The organism is Paracoccus sp. TD-10 (genome assembly GCF_048270675.1).
Taxonomy (GTDB): Bacteria; Pseudomonadota; Alphaproteobacteria; order Rhodobacterales; family Rhodobacteraceae; genus Paracoccus; species Paracoccus pantotrophus.
The window spans coordinates 530,711-550,774 of the sequence record NZ_CP182420.1; the positions used below are offsets into that span (position 1 = coordinate 530,711).

At 70.0% G+C, this 20,064-nt stretch carries 14 protein-coding genes and 1 pseudogene; 11 read left to right on the top strand and 4 right to left on the bottom strand.

Annotated features, from left to right (window positions below; genetic code table 11):
• Positions 1 to 20: 20 nt before the first annotated feature.
• Genes ACNKFW_RS21335 through ACNKFW_RS21355 form a run of 5 tightly spaced genes read left to right on the top strand, consistent with a single transcriptional unit; the run spans position 21 to position 6,880 of the window.
• Positions 21 to 1,469, top strand: a complete 1,449-nt coding sequence (locus ACNKFW_RS21335; protein WP_114669405.1) for a putative nucleotidyltransferase substrate binding domain-containing protein — start codon at positions 21 to 23, stop codon at positions 1,467 to 1,469.
• Positions 1,466 to 1,711: a hypothetical protein gene (locus ACNKFW_RS21340; RefSeq protein WP_024843827.1), complete on the top strand. Its 246-nt coding sequence runs from the start codon at positions 1,466 to 1,468 to the stop codon at positions 1,709 to 1,711. Before ACNKFW_RS21335 ends, ACNKFW_RS21340 begins: the two co-directional genes overlap by 4 nt.
• Positions 1,708 to 4,407, top strand: a complete 2,700-nt coding sequence (locus ACNKFW_RS21345) for an ATP-binding protein (RefSeq protein ID WP_028710268.1) — start codon at positions 1,708 to 1,710, stop codon at positions 4,405 to 4,407. Before ACNKFW_RS21340 ends, ACNKFW_RS21345 begins: the two co-directional genes overlap by 4 nt.
• The gene (locus ACNKFW_RS21350) at positions 4,404 to 4,769 is read left to right on the top strand and encodes a response regulator transcription factor (protein WP_024843825.1); all 366 of its coding nucleotides are present in this window, start codon (positions 4,404 to 4,406) and stop codon (positions 4,767 to 4,769) included. The genes ACNKFW_RS21345 and ACNKFW_RS21350 overlap by 4 nt, the downstream gene beginning before the upstream one ends.
• Positions 4,766 to 6,880 carry an exonuclease domain-containing protein gene (locus tag ACNKFW_RS21355; RefSeq protein ID WP_024843824.1) on the top strand — a complete coding sequence of 705 codons (2,115 nt, stop codon included), beginning with the start codon at positions 4,766 to 4,768 and terminating at the stop codon, positions 6,878 to 6,880. The genes ACNKFW_RS21350 and ACNKFW_RS21355 overlap by 4 nt, the downstream gene beginning before the upstream one ends.
• Before the next feature lie 33 nt (positions 6,881 to 6,913).
• On the opposite strand, the gene ACNKFW_RS21360 is transcribed toward ACNKFW_RS21355, so the two are convergent.
• Positions 6,914 to 9,076 (bottom strand): esterase-like activity of phytase family protein, encoded by a 2,163-nt coding sequence (locus ACNKFW_RS21360; protein WP_333483846.1) that lies wholly within the window; start codon positions 9,074 to 9,076, stop codon positions 6,914 to 6,916.
• Positions 9,077 to 9,320: 244 nt separating this feature from the next.
• On the opposite strand from ACNKFW_RS21360, the gene ACNKFW_RS21365 reads away from it, so the two are divergent.
• From ACNKFW_RS21365 to ACNKFW_RS21375, 3 genes and pseudogenes are all read left to right on the top strand, one after another.
• Positions 9,321 to 9,782: a MarR family winged helix-turn-helix transcriptional regulator gene (locus ACNKFW_RS21365; protein ID WP_024843822.1), complete on the top strand. Its 462-nt coding sequence runs from the start codon at positions 9,321 to 9,323 to the stop codon at positions 9,780 to 9,782.
• A 101-nt stretch (positions 9,783 to 9,883) separates the two neighbouring features.
• Positions 9,884 to 10,801, top strand: a pseudogene (locus ACNKFW_RS21370) (FUSC family protein); the annotation flags it as partial.
• A gap of 109 nt (positions 10,802 to 10,910) precedes the next feature.
• Positions 10,911 to 11,471, top strand: coding sequence for an FUSC family protein (locus ACNKFW_RS21375; RefSeq protein WP_418025863.1), 561 nt, complete (start codon positions 10,911 to 10,913; stop codon positions 11,469 to 11,471).
• A gap of 31 nt (positions 11,472 to 11,502) precedes the next feature.
• Here ACNKFW_RS21375 and ACNKFW_RS21380 read toward each other — a convergent pair whose 3' ends face one another.
• A complete protein-coding gene (locus ACNKFW_RS21380; RefSeq protein ID WP_418025609.1) occupies positions 11,503 to 12,987 on the bottom strand; it encodes an amidase in 1,485 nt (494 codons plus the stop codon).
• Between the two features lie 201 nt (positions 12,988 to 13,188).
• A complete protein-coding gene (locus tag ACNKFW_RS21385; protein ID WP_114669620.1) occupies positions 13,189 to 13,623 on the bottom strand; it encodes a MarR family winged helix-turn-helix transcriptional regulator in 435 nt (144 codons plus the stop codon).
• A 145-nt stretch (positions 13,624 to 13,768) separates the two neighbouring features.
• On the opposite strand from ACNKFW_RS21385, the gene hmgA reads away from it, so the two are divergent.
• From hmgA to ftsH, 3 genes are all read left to right on the top strand, one after another.
• Positions 13,769 to 15,127 (top strand): homogentisate 1,2-dioxygenase, encoded by a 1,359-nt coding sequence (gene hmgA, locus ACNKFW_RS21390; RefSeq protein ID WP_418025611.1) that lies wholly within the window; start codon positions 13,769 to 13,771, stop codon positions 15,125 to 15,127.
• A 144-nt stretch (positions 15,128 to 15,271) separates the two neighbouring features.
• Positions 15,272 to 16,477 (top strand): fumarylacetoacetase, encoded by a 1,206-nt coding sequence (gene fahA / locus ACNKFW_RS21395; RefSeq protein ID WP_333484245.1) that lies wholly within the window; start codon positions 15,272 to 15,274, stop codon positions 16,475 to 16,477.
• Positions 16,478 to 16,645: 168 nt separating this feature from the next.
• Positions 16,646 to 18,475 (top strand): ATP-dependent zinc metalloprotease FtsH, encoded by a 1,830-nt coding sequence (gene ftsH / locus ACNKFW_RS21400; RefSeq protein ID WP_333484246.1) that lies wholly within the window; start codon positions 16,646 to 16,648, stop codon positions 18,473 to 18,475.
• 15 nt (positions 18,476 to 18,490) lie between these two features.
• Here the strand turns inward: ftsH and ACNKFW_RS21405 are convergent, their stop codons facing one another.
• Complete coding sequence (locus tag ACNKFW_RS21405; protein WP_333484247.1) at positions 18,491 to 19,990, bottom strand: phosphomannomutase; 1,500 nt, start codon at positions 19,988 to 19,990, stop codon at positions 18,491 to 18,493.
• Positions 19,991 to 20,064 lie beyond the last annotated feature (74 nt).

Here is a 20,064-nt window from a genome sequence, read left to right on the forward strand (position 1 = left end):
GGGCGGCGGGAAGGCCGGCGATGACGGCCGTCGAGCGCGCGCAGCGCCACGAGCAGCGCGAGATGGTGACGCTGGTTACCGCGCGGGTGGGCGACGCCATCCTGCGCAAGCCGCATTTCGTCGATGCCGAAACCGACCTGCTGACGCTGTGCCGCGAACTCGCGGCGCGCGGCATCACCGATGCGCTGGTGCGGGACGGCACGCGCCTGGGCATCTTCACCACCACCAACCTGGTGCAGGCGATCCTGCGCGAGACGCCCCCCGAGGCGCTGAAGGTGCGCGACTTCACCAGCTTCACGCCCTTTTCCGTCTCGATCGACGACGACCTTTTCGACGCGATGACGCTGATGCTGCGCCACCGCATCCACCGCGTGCTGGTGCGCGAGGGCGACGCGGTTGCCGGCATTCTCAGCCAGCTGGACCTGATGGGCTTCCTGGCCAACCAGTCGCACCTGGTCGCGGCCGAGATCGCGCGGGCGACCAGCCCGGCCGAACTGGCCCGGCCCGCCGCCCAGGTCGAGGTGCTGATCCGCGCCCTGCACGAGGACGGCGTGCGAATCGAGGTCATCGCCGGGCTGGTCGGCGGGCTGAACCGGCAGATCTTTCGCCGGCTGTGGCAGCTGCTGGCGCCGCAGGCGCTGCGCGACAACAGCTGCCTGATCGTCATGGGCAGCGAGGGGCGGTCGGAACAAATCATCCGCACCGACCAGGACAACGCCCTGATCCTGCGCGACGATTTCAGCTTCGACGGGCTCGACCGGGTGACGCAGGCCTTTACCGAGGCTTTGATCTCCTTCGGCTATCCGCCCTGTCCGGGCGGCATCATGCTGAGCCGGCCGCTGTGGTGCCAAAGCGTGCAGGGCTTCGGCGACACCATCCGCGACTGGGTCCATGGCGGCGATGCCGAGGGGCCGATGAACCTGGCGATCTTTCTCGATGCCGCGGCGGTGGCGGGCGACGAAGGGCTCTTGGTCGCGCTGCGGGACCGGTTGCGGCGCATCCTGACCGGCAGCGACAGTTTCCATGCCCGCTTCGCCGCCGCGATCCGGCAGTTCGACAGCGGCGCCGAGGGCGGCTGGTGGCGTCGCCTGCCGGGGATGCGCGGACCCGAGGCGGCCGAGATCGACCTCAAGAAGCTGGGCATCTTCCCGGTCGTGCATGGCACCCGCGCCCTGGCGCTGGAATATGGCATCGCTGCGACCGGCACCCGCGCCCGCTTGCAGGCGCTGGCGGCGGCGGGGCGCATCGATGCCGGGCTGGCGCGCGACCTGACCGACGCGCTGCATTGCATGATGGCGCTGAAGCTGGACGGCAACCTGGCGCAGATCGCGCGCGGGCAGGCGCCCGACAACAGCATCCGTCCCGCCGACCTGGGCCGGCTGGATCGCCAGGCCCTGCGCGATTCGCTGAACATCGTGCGCGATTTCAAGCAATGGCTGGGCCAGCATTACCGGCTGGACCTGCTATGAGGCGGCGCGACGGTCCCCGATCCGAGGTGCTGCTGGCGCTGTGCGGCGCCGGCTTCCTGCTGCTCAATTTCCCGCTGCTGCTGGTCTGGGACCAGCCGCTGACGGTGCTGGGGCTGCCGCTGCTGCCGGTGGCGCTGTTCGTGATCTGGATCGGGCTGATCGCCGCCCTGGCCTGGGTCAGCGCGCCGCGCACCGGCCGCGGCGGCAAGGAGCCGCGGGACGCCGGGGAGCGCGAGGGATGATCCAGCCTGCCCTGGTCCTTGCGGTTTCCTTTGGCTACCTGCTGCTCTTGGTGGCGGTGGCGGCGCATGGCGACCGCCGCGCCGGCCAGGGCCGCTCGCTGATCGACAACAGCCTGGTCTATGCGCTGTCCTGGGCGGTCTATTGCTCGGCCTGGACCTATTTCGGCAGCGTCGGGCGCGCCGCCTCGGGCGGGGTGTGGTTCCTGCCGATCTATCTGGGGCCGATGCTGGCCATGCTGCTGGCCTGGCTGGTGCTGCGCAAGATGGTGCGGATCGCCCGCAGCTACCGCATCACCTCGATCGCGGATTTCATCGCCAGCCGCTATGGCAAGAGCCCGCTGCTGGCGGCGCTGGTCACGCTGATCACCGTTGTCGGCATCCTGCCCTATATCGCCTTGCAATTGAAAGCGGTCTCGGCCGGCTACGAGGCGCTGACCGGCGGCCCCGGCCCGGCCGATGCGGCCTGGTGGCAGGACGGCACGCTTTACATGGCGCTGTCGCTGGCCGGTTTCGCCGTGGTCTTCGGCACCCGCCACCTGGACCTGTCCGAGCGGCACGAAGGCATGGTCGCCGCCATCGCCTTCGAATCGGCGGTCAAGCTGGCGGCCTTCCTGGCGGTGGGCATCTTCGTCACCTACGGGCTTTTCGGCGGCATGGGCGACATCTGGGCGCGGGCGCAGGCCCAGCCCGACATCGCCGCGTTGTTGCAACTGGGCGGGCAGGGGTTCCAGGGCTTCCAGGGCGCGCAATGGTTCACGCTGACGCTGCTGTCGATGCTGTCGGTGCTGCTGCTGCCGCGGCAGTTTCAGATGATGGTGGTCGAATGCGTGAACGAGCGGCACATCCTGCCCGCCTCGTGGCAGTTTCCGGCCTATCTGCTGCTGATCAACATCTTCGTGCTGCCCATCGCCATCGGCGGGATGCTGATCTTCGGCGACGGCGGGGCGGGGGCGGAAAGCTATGTGCTGACGCTGCCCTTGTCGCAGGGTGCGGAATGGCTGGCGCTGCTGGCCTATCTGGGCGGGCTTTCGGCGGCGACGGGCATGATCATCGTGGAAACCGTCGCGGTCTCGACCATGGTCTGCAACGACCTGGTGATGCCCGCCCTGCTGGGCAGCGGCCGCTTTGCCCGCACCGGGGGCGATCTGACGCAGCTTTTGCTGAACATCCGCCGGGCCGCGATCCTGCTGGTGCTGCTGCTGGGCTATCTTTATTTCCGCGTGGCGGGCGAGGCCTATGCGCTGGTCTCGATCGGGCTGATCAGCTTTGCCGCGGTGGCGCAATTCGCCCCGGCGCTCTTGGGCGGCATGTATTGGCGTGGCGCGACGAGGGCCGGCGCGCTTGGCGGGCTGATCGGCGGCTCGCTGGTCTGGGCCTATACCCTGATGCTGCCCTCGGTCGCGCGTTCGGGCTGGATTCCGGGCGGTTTCCTCGACGGTCCCTTCGGCCTGGCCTTCCTGGCACCGCAGCGCCTGTTCGGGCTGACCGGCTTTGACGAGCTGACCCATTCGCTGTTCTGGAGCCTTCTGGTCAATATCGGGCTTTATGTCGGCCTGTCGCTTCGGGGCCGCGCCTCGGCCCGCGAGGCCAGCCAGGCGCTGCTCTTCGTCGAGGTGTTCCAGCGCGGCCAGGCGCAGCCGGTCTTCTGGCGCGGCCGGGCGCGGCCCGAGGATCTGCGCCGGCTGGCCGGCCGTTTCCTGGGCGCGGCGCGGGCCGAGGCGCTGTTTCGCGACCACGCGCGCGAGACCGGAACCGCACTGGACAGCCTGACCGCCGACGCCCGGCTGGTGGAGCGGGTCGAGCGCCAGATCGCCGGCGCCATCGGCACCGCCTCGGCCCGTGTCATGGTGGAATCGGTGGCGCAAGAGGAACCGCTGAGCCTGGGCGACGTGCTGGAGATCATCGACGAGGCCTCGCAGGTGCGCACCTATGCCCGCGAGCTTGAGGAGGCGACGGTCGAGCTGCGCGCCGCCAATGAAAAGCTGAAAAGCCTCGATCAGCTCAAGGACGATTTCATGTCCTCGGTCACGCATGAATTGCGCACGCCGCTGACCTCGATCCGGGCGCTGACCGAACTGATGCTGGACACGCCCGATATCCAGCCCGCCGAGCGCGAGGAGTTCCTGGGCATCATCCTGTCGGAAAGCGAAAGGCTGAGCCGGCTGGTCAACCAGGTTCTGGACCTGGCCAAGATCGAATCCGGCATGGCCGAATGGCACAATACCGACGTGGACATGAAGGCGCTGATCGCGGCGGCCCTGCGTTCCACCGCCGAGCTGTTCCGCGAGCGTGGCGCCGAGGTGATGCTGGACCTGCCCGAGCAGGTGCCGATGGTGCTGGCCGATCCCGACCGGCTGACGCAGGTTCTGGTCAACCTTTTGTCGAATGCCGCGAAATTCGTCCCCGAGGGTCGCGGCCGGGTCGAGGTCGCCCTGCGCCATCAGGGCGACGAACTGGTGGTCATGGTGCGCGACAACGGTCCCGGCGTCGCGGCCGCGGACCAGGCCGCCGTCTTCGACAAGTTCCGTCAGGGCGGCGAGGCCGGCAACCGCCCGCCCGGCACCGGGCTCGGGCTTCCGATCAGCCGGCAGATCGTGGTTAATCTGGGCGGCAGGATGTGGCTGGACAGCCAGCCGGGGCAGGGGGCGTGTTTTGCCTTCAGCCTGCCGCTTTCGCAGCAAGGGAGGGTTGGATGACGGAGAGGGTGCTGATCGCGGATGACGAGCCGAATATCGTTGTCTCGCTGTCCTTCATGCTCAAGCGTGAGGGCTACGAGGTGCTGGTCGCGCCCGACGGTACCCAGGCGCTGGCGATGATCCGCGGCGAGCGACCGCGGCTGGTGCTGCTGGATGCGGCCATGCCGGGCATGAGCGGCTTCGAGGTCTGCGAGGCGGTGCGCGCCGATCCCGACCTTTCCGGCATCCGCATCCTGATGCTGACCGCCAAGGGCCGCGACACCGACATCGCCCGCGGCATGGGGGCGGGGGCGGATGCCTATGTGACCAAGCCCTTCTCGACCCGCGAACTGATCGTGCGCATCCGCGAGATGCTGGCATGAGGCCCGGGCCGCGCCGCCTGTTGCTTGCCGCCGCGCCGGGGCTGGCGCTGGCGCTTTGGGCGCTGCTGGGCGCGGGGCTGTTTTATGCCTCGCTGCCCCTGGGGCCGCGCGGGGGGCTGGGCGCCGCCTTGGCCCCGGCGCTGCAAGCCAGCGGCGCGATCCTGTTCGGCTGGTGGCTGGTGGGCGCGGCGCTGACGGGCTGGTGGGCGGCGCGGCTTCATGCCCGCCATGTCGAGGCACCGGCGCGGCTGGCCGATGCCGCGCGGCTCTTGGCCGGGAATGCCGACGCGCCGCGGCCGCAGGCGGATGGTGCGCTGGCCGGGCTGGCCGATGCGGTGAACCGGCTGGCCGACCAGCGCCAGACCCTGCAGACCGACATGGCCCGGCTGGTGGCCGAGGCGCAAGAGAAGGTGGCGCAGGAACGCGACCAGCTTGGCGCGCTGATGGCCGAGCTGCGCCAAAGCGTCGTGGTCTGCAATCTCGACGGCCGCATCCTGCTTTACAATGACCATGCCCGCGGGCTGTTCCATCGCGTCTCGGGCGGGCAGCTTGCCGGCGGGGCCGAGGCGATCGGGCTGGGCCGCTCGATCCACGCGGTGATCGACCGCGCGCTGATCGAGCATGCGCGCGAGACGGTGGACCGCCATATCGCGCGGGGCGACACGGCGGTTTCGGCGCAATTCGTCACCACCACCACCACCGGCAGCCTGCTGCATGTCGTGCTGGCGCCGGTGCGGCCGCAGGCGGGCGCGATCAGCGGCTATGTGCTGCTGCTTGACGACATCACCCAGGATTATGCCGCCCAGTCCCGCCGCGACCGCCGCCTGACCGAGCTGACCGAGGCCAGCCGCGCCTCGCTGGCCAATATGGGCGCGGCGCTGGACATGCTGGATTATCCCGACCTGGAGCCGGCCGAGCGCGACGGCTTCCACGCCATCGTCCGCGACGAGGTGGCGGCCATGGGCCAGCGGCTGGCGGCGATGACGGCCGATGCCTCGCAAGAGATCCTGACCCGCTGGCCCCTGCAGGAGATGCTGGGCGACGACCTGCTGGCGGCGGCGGCGCAGCATGTGCTGGCGCAGACCGGGCGGGTGGCCAAGGTGGAAAGCGCCGATGACGGTTTGTGGCTGCGACTGGACAGCTTTTCGCTGATCCAGGCGCTTGGCGCGCTGGCGGAATCGCTGTCGGGGCCGCAGGGCATGCCGTCCCTGACGCTGCGCCTTGCGCCTGCCGCGACGCCGGGCTGGGCGCATCTGGACCTGGTCTGGCCGCTCGATCCGGCCGCCCCGGCCGCGGGCGGCGATGGCGGTGCGCAGGCCGCCGCCCGCGACATCGCCGAGCGGCATGGCGGCGAATTGTGGCTGGAGCAGGACCGCCCGGCCGGCCTGTCCTTTTTCCGCTTCCTGCTGCCGACCGCCTCGGCCGGGCCCGAGGCCGAGGCGCTGGAGACGCGGCCGGAATTCTATGATTTCGACCTGTTCGCGGCCAGCGATTCCAGCCGCTCGCTGGACGACCAGCTGCTGGAGCGGCTGAGCTATACCGTCTTCGACACCGAGACGACCGGCCTGAACCCGGCGCAGGGCGACGAGATCATCCAGATCGGCGCGCTGCGCATCCTGAACGGCAAGATGCTGCGTGGCGAGCGTTTCGACCAGCTGGTCGATCCGGGCCGCGAGATTCCGCCCGAATCCATCCCCTATCACGGCATCCGCCCCGAGATGGTGCAGGGCCAGCCCCGCATCGCCGCGGTGCTGCCGGCCTTCCACGCCTATGCCGCGGACACGGTGCTGGTCGGCCACAACGTCGCCTTCGACATGCGCTTTTTGCAGATGAAAGAGGCGGCGACCGGGCTGCGCTTCGATCAGCCGGTGCTGGATACGCTGCTGCTGGCCAGCATCGCCCAGCCGCACGAGCCCTCGCATTCGCTGGAAGCCATCGCGGCGCGGCTGGGGGTCGAGATCACCCAGCGCCACAACGCGCTGAGCGATGCGCTGGTGACGGCCGAGGTGTTCCTGCGCCTGCTGCCGCTGCTGAAGGCGCGGGGCATCGTCACCCTGGGCCAGGCGCGCGCGGCGGCCGAGCATTCCTATTACGCCCGGCTGCGCTATTGACGGGCAGGGCCGGCGCCGGCCCTGCCCATGGCATCACAGCGCGCCAAGGTTCCAGAACAGCGTTTCGCCCGAACTGTCGTCCACGCCGTCATTGTCGGTCACCACCCAGGCGTCGCCCCGTGCGTCGAAGGCCAGCCCCTCGACCTTGTCCACGACATAGCCGTTGGTCAGCGCCCGCAGTTCCGGGATCAGGTCGCGGATTTCTTCCTTGGCGACGACCGGCAACTCGCCGTCCAGCGGGGCCGGCTGCAGGTCGGCCAGCGCCACGCGGAAGATCTTCTTCACCGCCGCCTTGTCGCCGATCAGGTTGTCGCGCTCGATGACATAGGCGTGCCCGCCCTTCACCGCGATTTCCGACAGGCCCATCCAGCCCTCGCCCTTCGGCTCCAGCGGATAGCGCACTGCGCCCCATTCCCCGGCATCGAGATCATAGGCCAGCAGCTTCACCTGCCCCTGCGGATCGTCGCTCCATTCGCGCTGCATCGCGACCCAAAGCGTGTTGCCCACCTTGGCGATGCCCTCGGCGCCGAAGCGGGTCTGATGCGCCAGCAATACGGCGGGCAGGGCGATTTCCTGCGTGATCTCGCCCGTCTCGTTCACATGCAGGATTGCGTGGGGCACCAGCTTGGCCGCATCGCCCTCGTTCGCCAGCCAGAAGCCGCCTTCGCCATCCGAGGTCAGCCCCTCGATGTCGAGCTTTTGCGCCGGATCGCCGCCGCGGGTGACGATGGTCTGCTTCACGATCCGCGCCGGTTTCGTGCCGGTGTCGATCTCGTAGATCGAGGGCATGGCGGAATAGACGCTGTCCGAGGCGGCGAACAGCCGGTCCTCGCGCCCGGGGGCCGAGGCCAGCGCGCCAAGCGCACCCCAGCCGATCAGCCCGTCGGCGCCGGCCGAGGTCAGCATGGGATAGGCCGGTTCCGCGATGCTGCGCTCGAAGATCATCACATGCGCCCGTGCCGCGCCATCCTCGCCCAGATCGGCCTCGTTGGCAGTGACGAACAGGTTGCGCGCCGGGATGGCGACCGCCCCTTCGGGCGAGATGCCCGAGGGCAGGATCTGGGTCAGTTGCGGCGCTGCCGGGTCGGTCAGGTCATAGACCGCCACGACCGAGGCACGCTCGGACAGCACGAACAGATAGGGCGTCTCGCCAAAGCGGGCGAACTCGACGCTTTCGATCTCGACCCCTTTGGATTTCGAGCGTTTTTCGGGATAGTGGCCGATCTCGGCGATGGCATGTTCCAGCGTGGCGCCGGATTCGGAAACGACCGTGCCGTCCTTGTTCCAGATGGTGAAGCCGCGCGAGCCGCCCTTCCAGTCGCCTTCGTTGGCGGTGACGAAATGGTCGGCGTCGATCCATTTCACCCCGTCGGGTTCGCGCGGGATCGGGTCGGTCTTGCCGGAAAAGTCCAGCATGCCATCGGTCCTGGTATCGACATTCTCCAGCGCCACGGCGCCGGCCGGGAAATGCGCGGCGACCCGGCTGTCGGCGCCGATGACGGCGATGTGGTTGTTTTCCTGAAGCGTGACGACGATCTCGCCCGCCTCGTTGATGTCGACGAATTCGGGTTCGGGGTCTTCGGGGGCGATGCCGGCCAGGCCGGTCAGGTCGATCCGCTCAAGCGCCGCGCAATCGGGCATGCCGTCGCGGATGGGCAGCTTGGCCAGGAAGCCGGCGGGCATCTGCGGCAAGCCGCCGTCGCCCGCCTCCTCGTCGCGCTCGTTCTCGATCGCCACGGCTAGGAAGCTGCCGTCCGGCGCCACCGCCACCGAATCCGGCTGGCCGCCCAGGTCGCAAGAGGCCACCTCGGCCGCGCTGTCCAGATCGACCACGGCAAGCCGGCCCGAGGGTTTGGCACGGCTTTCCGAGGTGTTCACGCCGACGAAAGCGTGCGTGCCGATGATATGGGCGGTCGTCGGCTCGCCCTGCAGCGCGACATTGCCCAGCGGTTTCGGCGCCCTGGGATCGCGGATGTCGATCAGCCCGACCACGCCCAACGGGCTGTCAGTATAGATCAGCGTCATGCCGTCGGGCGAGGCCGAGACGATCTCGGCCGAGGAAGCGCGCGCCCTGTCTTCGCCCTCGGCCATGTTGGCGATGACCGGGATGGAGGCGATGCGGTTGAAGCTTTCGGACAGGGCGGGGCCGGCAAGAAGCGCAAGCATCGAGGCGGCGGAAAGCAGGCGGGCGGTCATGGCAACTCCTGGGATGCGGGTCGCGCGGACGCTAGGGCCGGCATGCAACGGTTCGGCAACGGTTGGCGGACAGTTTGATGTCATTTCTCCGGCTGCGCGGGGCGAAACCTGGGGGCGGGACCGGGGGGCAGGACCGGGACGCCGGCGCAGCGTCGCGCTGGGAAACTGTCGCCGTGCCTTGCCGGGATTCATTGGCCGTCAAAATAATTTGCAATACAAATTATTTTGACATACATGTATCATCATGACCAATCATCCGACCCCTGCGCGCGGCGGTTTCGGCCGCTATTTCGTGACGCTCGGCCGCCAGTGGCGGCGGGCCGTCGAGCAGGCCCTGGCCCCGGCCGGGCTGACCGATGCGACCTGGGCGCCGCTCATCCATCTGGCCGAGGGCGGCGACGGCATCAGCCAGACCGAGCTTGCCGCAAGGCTGGCGCTGGACGGCTCGACGCTGGTGCGGCTGCTGGATCTGCTGGAGGGCCGCGGCCTGGTCGAGCGCCGGCCCGATCCCGCCGACCGCCGTGCCCGCCGCATCCTGCTGACCGCCGCCGGCCGGGACGAGGTGGCGCGCCTGCGCCGGCTGCTGGACCGGATCGAGGCGGAGCTGCTGGCCGATCTGGACGATGCCGCGCTGGACGAGATGCTGCGCCACCTGTCCCGGATCGAGGCGCGCATCGCCCACAGGCTGGCGGTCGGGCAGGAATGAGCGCGGACTGGCTGCTGCGGCGCGGCTTCGACGGGGGCAGGCTGTGCTTTGCCAGCCGCACGGCACTGGCCTGCTGCCTTGCGGTTCTGGTCGCCTGGGCCATGGGGCTGGAGCATCCGCAATGGTCTGGCATGTCGGTCTGGGCGGCGGCGCAGCCCTTGCGCGGGCAATTGCTCGAAAAGGCCTTCTTCCGCTTTGCCGGGACGCTGGTCGGCACGGGGGCGGGGGTGCTGCTGGTGCTGGGCGCGCCGCTGCATCCGGGGATCCTGGTGCTGGGGCTGGCGCTCTGGGTCGGGCTTTGCACCTGGGCCGGCAATCTCCAGCGCGGCTTTATCGCCTATGGCACGGTGCTGGCGGGCTATTCGGCCTCGATGGTGGCGCTGCTGGACACGGCGCATCCCGACCGGGTGCTGCATCTGGGCGCCGACCGGTTGGCGACGGTGCTGACCGGGGTCGTGGTGGCGACGCTGGCCGGCTATTTCCTGGCCGGGCAGGGCGGTGTCGCCGATCTGCGCGCCCGCATCGGCGGCCTGCTGGTCGATCTGCTGCGCCATCTGGCCGGAACGGTGCCGGCCGAGGGCCGGGCGCTGCTGTCGCGCATCGCCGCGCTGGAGGAGGGCCTCGATCCCCATGCCGCCGGTTCGCTGCGCTCGCGGCGCGAGGTGCGGGCCAGCCGGGCGGTGCTGCTTGCCGCCATGCCGCTGCTGCTGCGGGCCGAGGGCGCGGCGCCGGTGCCGGTGCCGCTGGCGCGGCGGCTGGCCGATGCGGCGGTGGCGCTGCATCGCGACTGGATCGGCGCACGCGAGGCCGGGTTGCGTGCCGGCGGGGCGATGCTGCTGTTCGGCCTGATCTGGCTGGCCACCGGCTGGAGCCTCGGCCCCTTCATGCTGCTGGGCCTGTCGGTGATGATCTCGCTGTTCTCGACCTTCGAGAACCCGGCCCAGATGATGCGCCACGTCAGCGCCGGGCAGGCGCTCGGCATGGTGGCGGCGATCCTGTGCCACTGGCTGCTCTGGCCCCTGGCCCGGACCGAATTGCAGCAGATCCTGATGCTGGTGCCCTTGCTGATGCTGGCGCCGCTTTTTGGCCGGACACCGCCGGACCATGCTGGCCGCCACGGATTACAGCATGATCCTGTTGCTGATGTCGCAGCCGCATCTGCCGCTGCAGGAAGGCTTGCCGGACCTGCTGCTGAAGGGGCTGGCGGTCCTGGCCGCGCCGCTGACGGCCTGGGCCGGTTATCGGCTGGTCTATCCGGTCAGCCTGCAACGCCGCCAGCGGCACCTGGTGCAGATGATGCTGCGCGATCTGGCCGCAATCGCCGACAACCCGGATGCGCTGGCGCGCCGCCGGGTCTGGCAGGCGCGGCTGTATCATCGTGCGCTGCGGCTGGTGCGGCTTTCCGAGCGGCTGGCCGGGGCGCGCGACCGGGCGCTGGCGCAAAGCCTTGCCATTCTGACCCTGGCCCATGCCGCGATGCGCTGCCACGCGCTGCTGGCCGCGCCCGACACGCCGGACCCGACCCGACGCGCGGCGGGGCTGGCCCGGCGGCGGCTGGCGCGCATCGCCCGCGACGCCGGCCGCGCCGGCCCCAGCCTCGACCGGCTGGCGCAGCGTCTGGACGGCGCCGAGGCGCAGGCCATCCGGCAGGCGGCCCGCGGTTTGCGGCATGTGGCGCCGGCCGCCTGACCGCGCGGCGCCGGCGCGGGCTTCCGCCCTGTCAGCCCGCCAGCGGGCTTTTTCGCGCCGTATGGGGCTGGACGAGGTCATAGGCATGGCCCAGTTCCAGCACCGCCCGGTCCGCGTGCGGCGGCCCCATGATCTGCAACCCCATCGGCAGGCCCTGCGCGCCGAAGCCCGCCGGCACCGCCAGCACGGGGATGCCGGCCATGCTGCCCGGTATCACCACCTCCATCCAGCGGTGATAGCTGTCCATCCTGCGCCCGGCGATCTCCTTCGGCCAGGGCTCGCCGGCGTCGAAGGGGAAAAGCTGCGCCGTGGGCAGCGCCAGGTAATCGTAGCGGTCGAACAGCCGCAGAACCTCCTGGTACCAGGCCGAGCGCGACACCGAAGCCTCGAAGACCTGGCTGCCGGTCAGCGCGCGGCCGGTCTCGATCTCCCAGATCGCCTCGGGCTTCAGCAATGCGCGGGTGCGGGGCAGGTCGTGGACCGCCCGCAGGCTGCCCGAGACCAGAAAGCTGCGCAGCACGACCCAGGCCGACCACAGCCGCGCCATGTCGAATTGCGGCAGGGCGGGCTCGACGGCGCAGCCCATCGCCTCGAAGATCCGCAGCGCGCTTTCGCAGGTGTCCAGCACGCCCGGCGCCATCGCCAGATGGCCGCCCAGATCGCCCAGCCAGCCGATCCGCTTGCCCCTGGCATCGCCGGCCAGCGGCGCGGCGAATTCCGCGCCGTCGCCCGCCAGCGACAGCGGCAGCCGCGGATCGCGGCCGGCCTGGGTCGCAAGCAGCATGGCAAGGTCGGCGACATTGCGCGCCATCGGCCCCTCGTGGCCGAGCTGCTGGAAGAACAGCTCGGGCGCCGGGCCGTTGGGCACCCGGCCCATCGAGGGGCGGAAGCCATAGACGTTGTTCCAGCCCGCCGGGTTGCGCAGCGAGCCCATCATGTCGCTGCCATCCGCGACCGGCAGCATGTGCAGCGCCAGCGCCACCGCCGCGCCGCCGGAACTGCCGCCCGCCGAAAGCGCCGGATCCCAGGCGTTCGGCGTGGTGCCGAACAGGGCGTTGTAGGTATGCGAGCCAAGGCCGAATTCCGGCGTGTTCGTCTTGCCGATCAGGATCGCGCCGGCCGCGCGGCTGCGCTCGACCAGCACGGAATCGGCCTTGGGCAGGTGGTCCCGGAGGCCGCGGAACCCCATGGTCGTGGGAATGCCGGCGGTCGCGGTCAGATCCTTGGGCGCCTGCGGGATGCCGTGCAGCCAGCCGCGCGACCGCCCCGCCGCCAGTTCCGCATCCGCCGCGCGGGCTTCGGCCAGCAGCGCCTCGCGCGGGCGCAGCGAGACGAGGGCGTTCGCTCTGGGATTCAGCGCCTCGATCCGGTCCAGGAAGGCCGTCATCACCTCGACGCAGCCCAGGTCGCGGGCCTGGATGGCGCGGCTGAGGTCCAGCGCCGAAAGCCCGGTGATCCCGGTCGCGGGCAGGGGGGTCGGGGAAGGGGTGCCGGTCGCCGGGGTCGGTTTCATCATCGCATGCGGATCAGGGGACAGGGTGGCCTGCCGGCGATGTTCGCCCGTCGCGCGGGCTGGCGCAACCCCGGTGCCTGTTCTGCGCCCGTCCTGCGCCCGATCCGGGCGGATCTGGTTCGATCGCAGTATGTCCGGGCCGCGTGACGCATATCGCAAGCCTCCTACCGCCCCTGTCGGCGTTCCGGGTCTTGGTGCTGCAGGCTAGGGCGCGCCGGCTTCCGTGCCGGCCAGCCGTGCCAGCGCCCTGTCGAGGGCCTCGGCCTCCGGCCCCAGCTCGGCGAGCAGCTCGGCCTGGAAGGCCTCGGCGATGCGCCCGAGCCGCGCCATCAGCGCGCGGCCCTCGGGCGTCAGCTCCAGCACCACCAGCCGGCGGTCGGCCGCGTTGCCCGATTTGCGCACCCAGCCCGCCTCTTGCAGCCGCGCGGCGGCGCGGCTGACCACCGACTTGTCCAGATGCACCCGCGCGTTGATGTCGCGCACGCTCACCGCGCCGGAATGGGCCAGATGCGCCAGAACCCGCCATTCGGGAATGCTCAGCCCGGCCTCGGCCGCGTAGCGGGCGGCAAAGCGGCGGCTGACCTGGGCGGCGGCGACCGACAGGCGATAGGGCAGGAACCGGTCCAGAGCGAATGACATGCGCTTCTCCTTGGCCGGCAGAACAGCAGAAAGCCGTTGCGCCTGCAACAAGGATCGGCCGGGCCGCAGATCCGCGTTGACATCGTTGCCAATGCAACGGCATATTCGTTGCAATAGCAATGATAACGACCGAGGAGGAGCGCCCATGACCCACGACCTGCCGCGCGGGATGACCCGCGCCACCGTCGCCACCGGCACGCATCCGGGCTACATGCCCGGCTTCGGCAACGATTTCGAGACCGAGGCCCTGCCCGGCGCCCTGCCGCAGGGCCAGAACAGCCCGCAGAAATGCGCCTACGGGCTTTATGCCGAGCAGCTGTCCGGCACCGCCTTCACCGCGCCGCGCGGCCAGAACGAGCGGACCTGGTGCTATCGCATCCGGCCCTCGGTCCGCCATACCGGCGATTTTGCGGCCATCGACCTGCCCCATTGGAAGACGGCGCCGAATGTGCGCGACGACATCGTCAGCCTGGGCCAGTATCGCTGGGATCCGATCCCGGTGCCGGAGGAGGAGCTGACCTGGATCACCGGCATGCGCACCATGACCACGGCCGGCGACGTGAACATCCAGGTCGGCATGGCCAGCCATGTCTACCTGGTGACGCAATCCATGCAGGATGAATACTTCTTCTCGGCCGACAGCGAATTGCTGGTCGTCCCGCAAGAGGGCCGGCTGCGCTTCTGCACGGAACTGGGCGTGATCGAGCTGGAGCCGAAGGAGATCGCCATCATCCCCCGCGGCCTCGTCTATCGCGTCGAGCTGCTGGAAGGCCCGGCCCGCGGCTTTGTCTGCGAGAATTACGGCCAGAAGTTCGACCTGCCGAACCGCGGCCCGATCGGCGCCAATTGCCTGGCCAATCCGCGCGACTTCAAATGCCCGGTCGCCGCCTTCGAGGATCGCGAGGCCCGCTCGCGCATGGTCATCAAGTGGTGCGGCCGGTTCCACGAGACCTGGATCGACCACAGCCCGCTGGACGTGGTGGCCTGGCACGGCAATTACTGCCCCTGCAAATACGACCTGCGGACCTATGCGCCGGTGGGTGCGGTGCTGTTCGACCATCCCGACCCGTCGATCTTCACCGTGCTGACCGCGCCCTCGGGGCAGGAGGGGACGGCGAATATCGACTTCGTGCTGTTCCGGGAACGCTGGCAGGTGGCCGAACACAGCTTCCGCCCGCCCTGGTATCACAAGAACATCATGTCCGAGCTGATGGGCAATATCCACGGCATCTATGACGCCAAGCCGCAGGGCTTCGCGCCGGGCGGCATCAGCCTGCACAATTGCATGCTGCCGCACGGCCCCGACCGCGACGCCTTCGAGGGGGCCTCCAACGCGGAACTGAAGCCCGAGAAGCTGGACGACACCATGTCCTTCATGTTCGAGACCCGCTTTCCCCAGCACCTGACCGAATTCGCCGCCCGCGAGGCCCCGATGCAGAAGGACTATATCGAGGTCTGGAAAAAGCTGGAGAAGAAGTTCGACGGCACGCCGGGCGGGAAGTGACGCGCACCGGGATCCGTGGCCCCCGGACCCGTGGCCCCCGGAGGCCGGGGGTTTCACACCCGTCGCCGGCTGGTTCCCGAACCAGTGGCGCACCAGCCGGCGACCTCCCGTGGGATATTTTCACAAGAAAGAAGGAAGATGCGCATGGCCTTGCTGCGGTCTCGGGTCGAAAGCGCCAATCGGCCGGATTGTCCCTTTCCCCTGAACAACCTGCCCTATGGGGTGTTCTCCGTGTCGGGCACTGCGCCGCGCTGCGGGGTGGCCATCGGCGACATGATCCTGGATCTGGCCGAATGCGAGGCGTGCGGGCTGGTCGATGCGGACGGCACCTTCGCGCAGCCGGCACTTAACAGCTTCATGGCGCTTGGCCGGGCGCGTTGGGACGCAGTGCGTGCGCGGCTGACCGAACTGCTCGCCGAGGGCGCGACGCCAGACCTGCCGCTGGTCGCCATGTCTGACGCGCAGATGCACCTGCCGATCCGGGTCACGGAATACACCGACTTCTATGCCTCGAAGAACCATGCCTTCAACGTCGGCGTGCTGTTTCGCGGTCCCGAGAACGCCCTGCCGCCGCAATGGACGCATATGCCCATCGGCTATAACGGCCGGGCCTCGTCGGTGGTGGTCTCGGGCACGCCGATCCGGCGGCCGATGGGGCAGGTCCGGGGCGAGGCCGGGCCGGAATGGGTGCCCTGCCGCCGGCTGGACCTGGAGCTGGAGCTGGGCGCCGTCGTCGGCGCGGACAGCGAGATGGGCAGCCGCGTCAGCGTCGATCAGGCCGAGGCGATGATCTTCGGCTATGTCCTGCTGAACGACTGGTCGGCGCGCGACATCCAGGCCTGGGAATACCAGCCGCTGGGGCCCTTCCAGTCCAAGGCGCTTGGCACCACCATCGGCGCCTGGATCGTGACCCAGGCGGCGCTGGAGCCGTTCCGTTGCGCAGGGGCCGAGAGGCTGAACCCGCTGCTGCCCTATCTGCACGAGCGGCGGCCGGGGCTTTACGACCTGGAGATCGGCTGGACCATGAACGGCCAGGTGATGGGACGGACGAATTACAACGTCATGTATTACTCCAGCGCCCAGCAGCTGGCGCATCACACCAGTTCCGGCTGTCCGATGCGGGTCGGCGACCTCCTGGGCTCGGGCACGATCTCGGGGCCGGGCCGCGACCAGGCCGGGGCGCTGCTGGAGATGACCGGGGGCGGCAAGGCGCCGGTCACGGTCAATGGCGCGCCCCGCACCTTCATCGAGGATGGCGACGAGATCGGGCTTTTCGCCCAGGCGCAGGGCGCGGGCTATCGCATCGGCTTCGGACCCTGCACCGGGCGCATCCTGCCGGCGCAGCCATGAGCGCGGCCCTGGCCGCGGCAAGGGGGCTGTCGCCGGTCCTGCTGCGGCATCGGCGCGCGCCCGAAACCCGCCCGGCCCGTTGATCGGCGCCGCGCGGTCGGGCAACATCGGCCAGGCGCGCGCTTGTCGACCAGGCGCCCAGCAGCCGGGCGCCGGCATGGAGAAGACATGGAGAAAAGGACCGAGTTCCACATCTGGTATTGGATCCTGGCCTTCCTGGCCGTGATCCTGGTCCAGGATCTGTTGTCGGGCGCGCGCGATGTCGCGCCGATCAGCTACAGCCAGTTCGAGGATTACCTGGAGCAGGGCCGCATCTCGTCGGTGGCGGTTGGCGGCGACCGCATCACCGGCAATTTCAATAGCCCGGTCGACGGCCGCAACCAGTTCGTCACCACCCTGGTCGATCCGGCCGTCCTGGAGCGCATCGACCAGGCCGGGGTCGAGATCAGCGGCGTGCCGCAGAACACCTGGCTTGGCGCGCTGCTGTCCTGGGTGGTGCCGGTGGTGCTGTTCCTGGCACTGTGGATGTTCGTCTTTCGCAAGTTCGCCGAGCGCCAGGGCCTGGGCGGCTTCATGCAGGTCGGCAAGAGCCGGGCCAAGGTCTATATGGAAAAGGAAACCGGCGTGACATTCGCCGATGTCGCCGGCGTGGACGAGGCCAAGGCCGAGCTGGAGGAGATCATCGCCTTCCTGCGCGACCCCGAGGGCTATGGCCGCCTGGGCGCGCGCATTCCCAAGGGGGTGCTGCTGGTCGGTCCGCCCGGCACCGGCAAGACGCTGCTGGCGCGGGCCGTGGCGGGCGAGGCGGGGGTGACCTTCCTGTCGATCTCGGGCTCGGAATTCGTCGAGCTGTTCGTCGGCGTCGGTGCCGCGCGGGTGCGCGACCTGTTCGAGCAGGCCCGCAAGAGCGCCCCGGCCATCATCTTCATCGACGAACTCGACGCGCTTGGCCGCGCCCGCAACTCGGGCCAGTTCACCGGCGGCAATGACGAGCGCGAGCAGACCCTGAACCAGCTGCTGTCCGAGCTGGACGGCTTTGACCCTTCGTCGGGCGTGGTGCTGCTGGCCGCGACCAACCGGCCCGAGATCCTGGACCCGGCGCTGCTGCGCGCCGGCCGCTTCGACCGGCAGGTGCTGGTGGACAAGCCCGACCGCAAGGGCCGCATCGACATCCTCAAGGTGCATATGAAAAAGGTGCGGCTGGCCCCGGATGTCGAGGTCGGGCAGGTCGCCGCGCTGACGCCGGGCTTTTCCGGCGCCGACCTGGCCAACCTGGTGAACGAGGCGGCACTGCTGGCCACCCGGCGCAGCGCCGATGCCGTTGCCATGGCCGATTTCAACCAGGCGGTCGAGCGTATCGTCGCCGGGCTGGAAAAGCGCAACCGCCTGCTGAACCCGCGCGAGCGCGAGATCGTCGCCTGCCACGAGATGGGCCATGCGCTGGTCGCCATGGCGCTGCCCGGCGTGGACGTGGTCCACAAGGTCTCGATCATCCCGCGCGGTATCGGCGCGCTTGGCTATACCATCCAGCGCCCGACCGAGGACCGCTTCCTGATGACCCGCGCCGAGCTGGAGGACAAGATCGCCGTCCTGCTGGGCGGGCGGGCGGCGGAAAGCGTGGTCTTCGGCCATCTCTCGACCGGCGCGGCCGACGATCTGGTCAAGGCGACCGACATTGCCCGCGCCATGGTCACGCGCTATGGCATGGACGACGATCTGGGCCATGTCAGCTATGACAGCGACCGCCCCGGCTTCCTGGGCACGAACGAGCAGGGCTCGTGGCTGAGCCGGCGTTATTCCGAGGCCACGGCGCAGCGGATCGACGCGGGGGTCAAGCAGATCACCGACAGGATCTTTGCCCGCACCGTGGCGCTGCTCGAGGCCAATCGCGACCTCCTGGAGCAATCCGCGCGCGAATTGCTGGTGCGCGAGACGCTGGAGGATGCCGAGCTGCGTGCCTTCGCGGCAAGGGTGCGGCCGGCGGCCGCGGCCGCCTGAGCCCAGCCCGGCCGGTCAGGCCAGCAGCGCCGCCATCCCGCGGACCTGCGCCAGGGCCGCGGCATTCAGCGTCCGCGCGGCCTCGTCGGTCCCGGCCTCGGTGTAAAGCCGCAGCTCCGGCGCGTTGCCGGACGGGCGCAGGTGGATGATCGCGCCGTCCGCGAAGGTCATGCGCAGCCCGTCGGTCTGGTCGATCCGCAACAACCCGCCGGCCAGCGGGCCGAATTGCGCCTCGATCCGGGCGCGGCTCTCCGCCTCGCTGCCCGCGGTCAGCCAGGCCAGGATCGCCTGGGAATCCCGGGTCGGGAAATCCTGCAGCCGGTCGCTGAAGGTCACGCGCCGCGGCAGGCCGGCGCAAAGCTCGGCCAGCGGCCGCGCCCTGGCCGCCGCCAGCACCGCGACCACCGGCAGGACCGCGTCGCGCGTCGGCAGCGCCGCCAGCCGCCGCCCGTCCCGCACGATCTCGCTGCCCAGCAGGAAGCCGCCGTTCGCCTCGTAGCCGCAGACCGGTCCCAGGGTCTCGCACGCCGCCTCGCTCATCGCCGCGATGACATAGGGCGAGCCGATGCGGGTGCGGATGGTGCGGGCGAAGGCCCCGCTCAGTTCCAGCGCGGTATTGCTGCTGACCGGGGTGACGACGCATTCGGCGCCCAGTTCGCGGGCGCAAAGCAGGCCCAGCAGGTCGCCGCGCAGCCATTCGCCGCGGTGGTCGGCCAGGAGCGGACGGTCGGAATCGCCGTCGGTCGAGACGATGGCGTCCAGCCGCTGCCCCGCCGCCCAGTCCCGCGCCAGGGCGATGTCCTCGGGCCGCAGCGCCTCGGTATCGACGGGGATGAAACGGTCCGAGCGGCCCAGCGGCAGAACCTCGGCGCCAAGCGCGCGCAGGATGCGGGCGATGAGGTCGCGGCCGACGGCGGAATGCTGGTAAAGCCCAAGCCGCAGCCCCGAAAGCGCGTCCTTGCCGAAGAAGTCCAGATAGCGGCGCAGATAGCCGTCCTCGATGTCCATGGGCTCGGGCAGGGGGGCGGCTTCGGCCAGCCCGCCGTCGGGGTCGAAGCGGGCGGGATCCGGCGCCAGCGCCTGCCGGGCCATGCCTTCCTCGTCCGGCTTCAGGATCTCGCCGCCGGGGCGGTGGAACTTGATGCCGTTGCGGTCGTCGGGAATATGGCTGCCCGTGACCATGAGCGAGGGGATGGCGCGGCCAAAGGCGTAATGCGCCAGCGCCGGCGTGGGCACATGGCCGCAGAACAGCGCCCGCCCGCCCGCGTCGCGGACCGCCTGGGCGCAGGCGCGCAGGATGCGCGGGGTCGAGGGGCGCAGGTCGCCCGCCAGCGCCACCTCGGTTCCGGGGGCGAACTCGCCGATCTCGCGCAGGTATTGCAGGAAGCCCTGGACGCAGCCATGGGCCACGCGGTCGGTCAGCGCGCTGGCCAATCCGCGCGCGCCGCTGGTGCCGAAGGCGACGCCGCTTTGCGCCATCAGCGTCCGGAGGGTGAGGGGGCCTGTCTCGGTCATGCTCGAAGCTCGCTCTTTGGAAAGCCGATCATGCAGGCGCGGCGGGCGGTTCGTCCAGAGCCGCCGTGCCGGGT

Bases quoted from the DNA above. Each gene is read 5' to 3' on its own strand.
- ACNKFW_RS21335 (WP_114669405.1), top strand. From the start codon at position 21: ATGACGGCCGTCGAGCGCGCGCAGCGCCACGAGCAGCGCGAGATGGTG.
- ACNKFW_RS21340 (WP_024843827.1), top strand. From the start codon at position 1,466: ATGAGGCGGCGCGACGGTCCCCGATCCGAGGTGCTGCTGGCGCTGTGC.
- ACNKFW_RS21345 (WP_028710268.1), top strand. From the start codon at position 1,708: ATGATCCAGCCTGCCCTGGTCCTTGCGGTTTCCTTTGGCTACCTGCTG.
- ACNKFW_RS21350 (WP_024843825.1), top strand. From the start codon at position 4,404: ATGACGGAGAGGGTGCTGATCGCGGATGACGAGCCGAATATCGTTGTC.
- ACNKFW_RS21355 (WP_024843824.1), top strand. From the start codon at position 4,766: ATGAGGCCCGGGCCGCGCCGCCTGTTGCTTGCCGCCGCGCCGGGGCTG.
- ACNKFW_RS21360 (WP_333483846.1), bottom strand. From the start codon at position 9,076: ATGACCGCCCGCCTGCTTTCCGCCGCCTCGATGCTTGCGCTTCTTGCC.
- ACNKFW_RS21365 (WP_024843822.1), top strand. From the start codon at position 9,321: ATGACCAATCATCCGACCCCTGCGCGCGGCGGTTTCGGCCGCTATTTC.
- ACNKFW_RS21375 (WP_418025863.1), top strand. From the start codon at position 10,911: ATGATCCTGTTGCTGATGTCGCAGCCGCATCTGCCGCTGCAGGAAGGC.
- ACNKFW_RS21380 (WP_418025609.1), bottom strand. From the start codon at position 12,987: ATGATGAAACCGACCCCGGCGACCGGCACCCCTTCCCCGACCCCCCTG.
- ACNKFW_RS21385 (WP_114669620.1), bottom strand. From the start codon at position 13,623: ATGTCATTCGCTCTGGACCGGTTCCTGCCCTATCGCCTGTCGGTCGCC.
- hmgA (WP_418025611.1), top strand. From the start codon at position 13,769: ATGACCCACGACCTGCCGCGCGGGATGACCCGCGCCACCGTCGCCACC.
- fahA (WP_333484245.1), top strand. From the start codon at position 15,272: ATGGCCTTGCTGCGGTCTCGGGTCGAAAGCGCCAATCGGCCGGATTGT.
- ftsH (WP_333484246.1), top strand. From the start codon at position 16,646: ATGGAGAAAAGGACCGAGTTCCACATCTGGTATTGGATCCTGGCCTTC.
- ACNKFW_RS21405 (WP_333484247.1), bottom strand. From the start codon at position 19,990: ATGACCGAGACAGGCCCCCTCACCCTCCGGACGCTGATGGCGCAAAGC.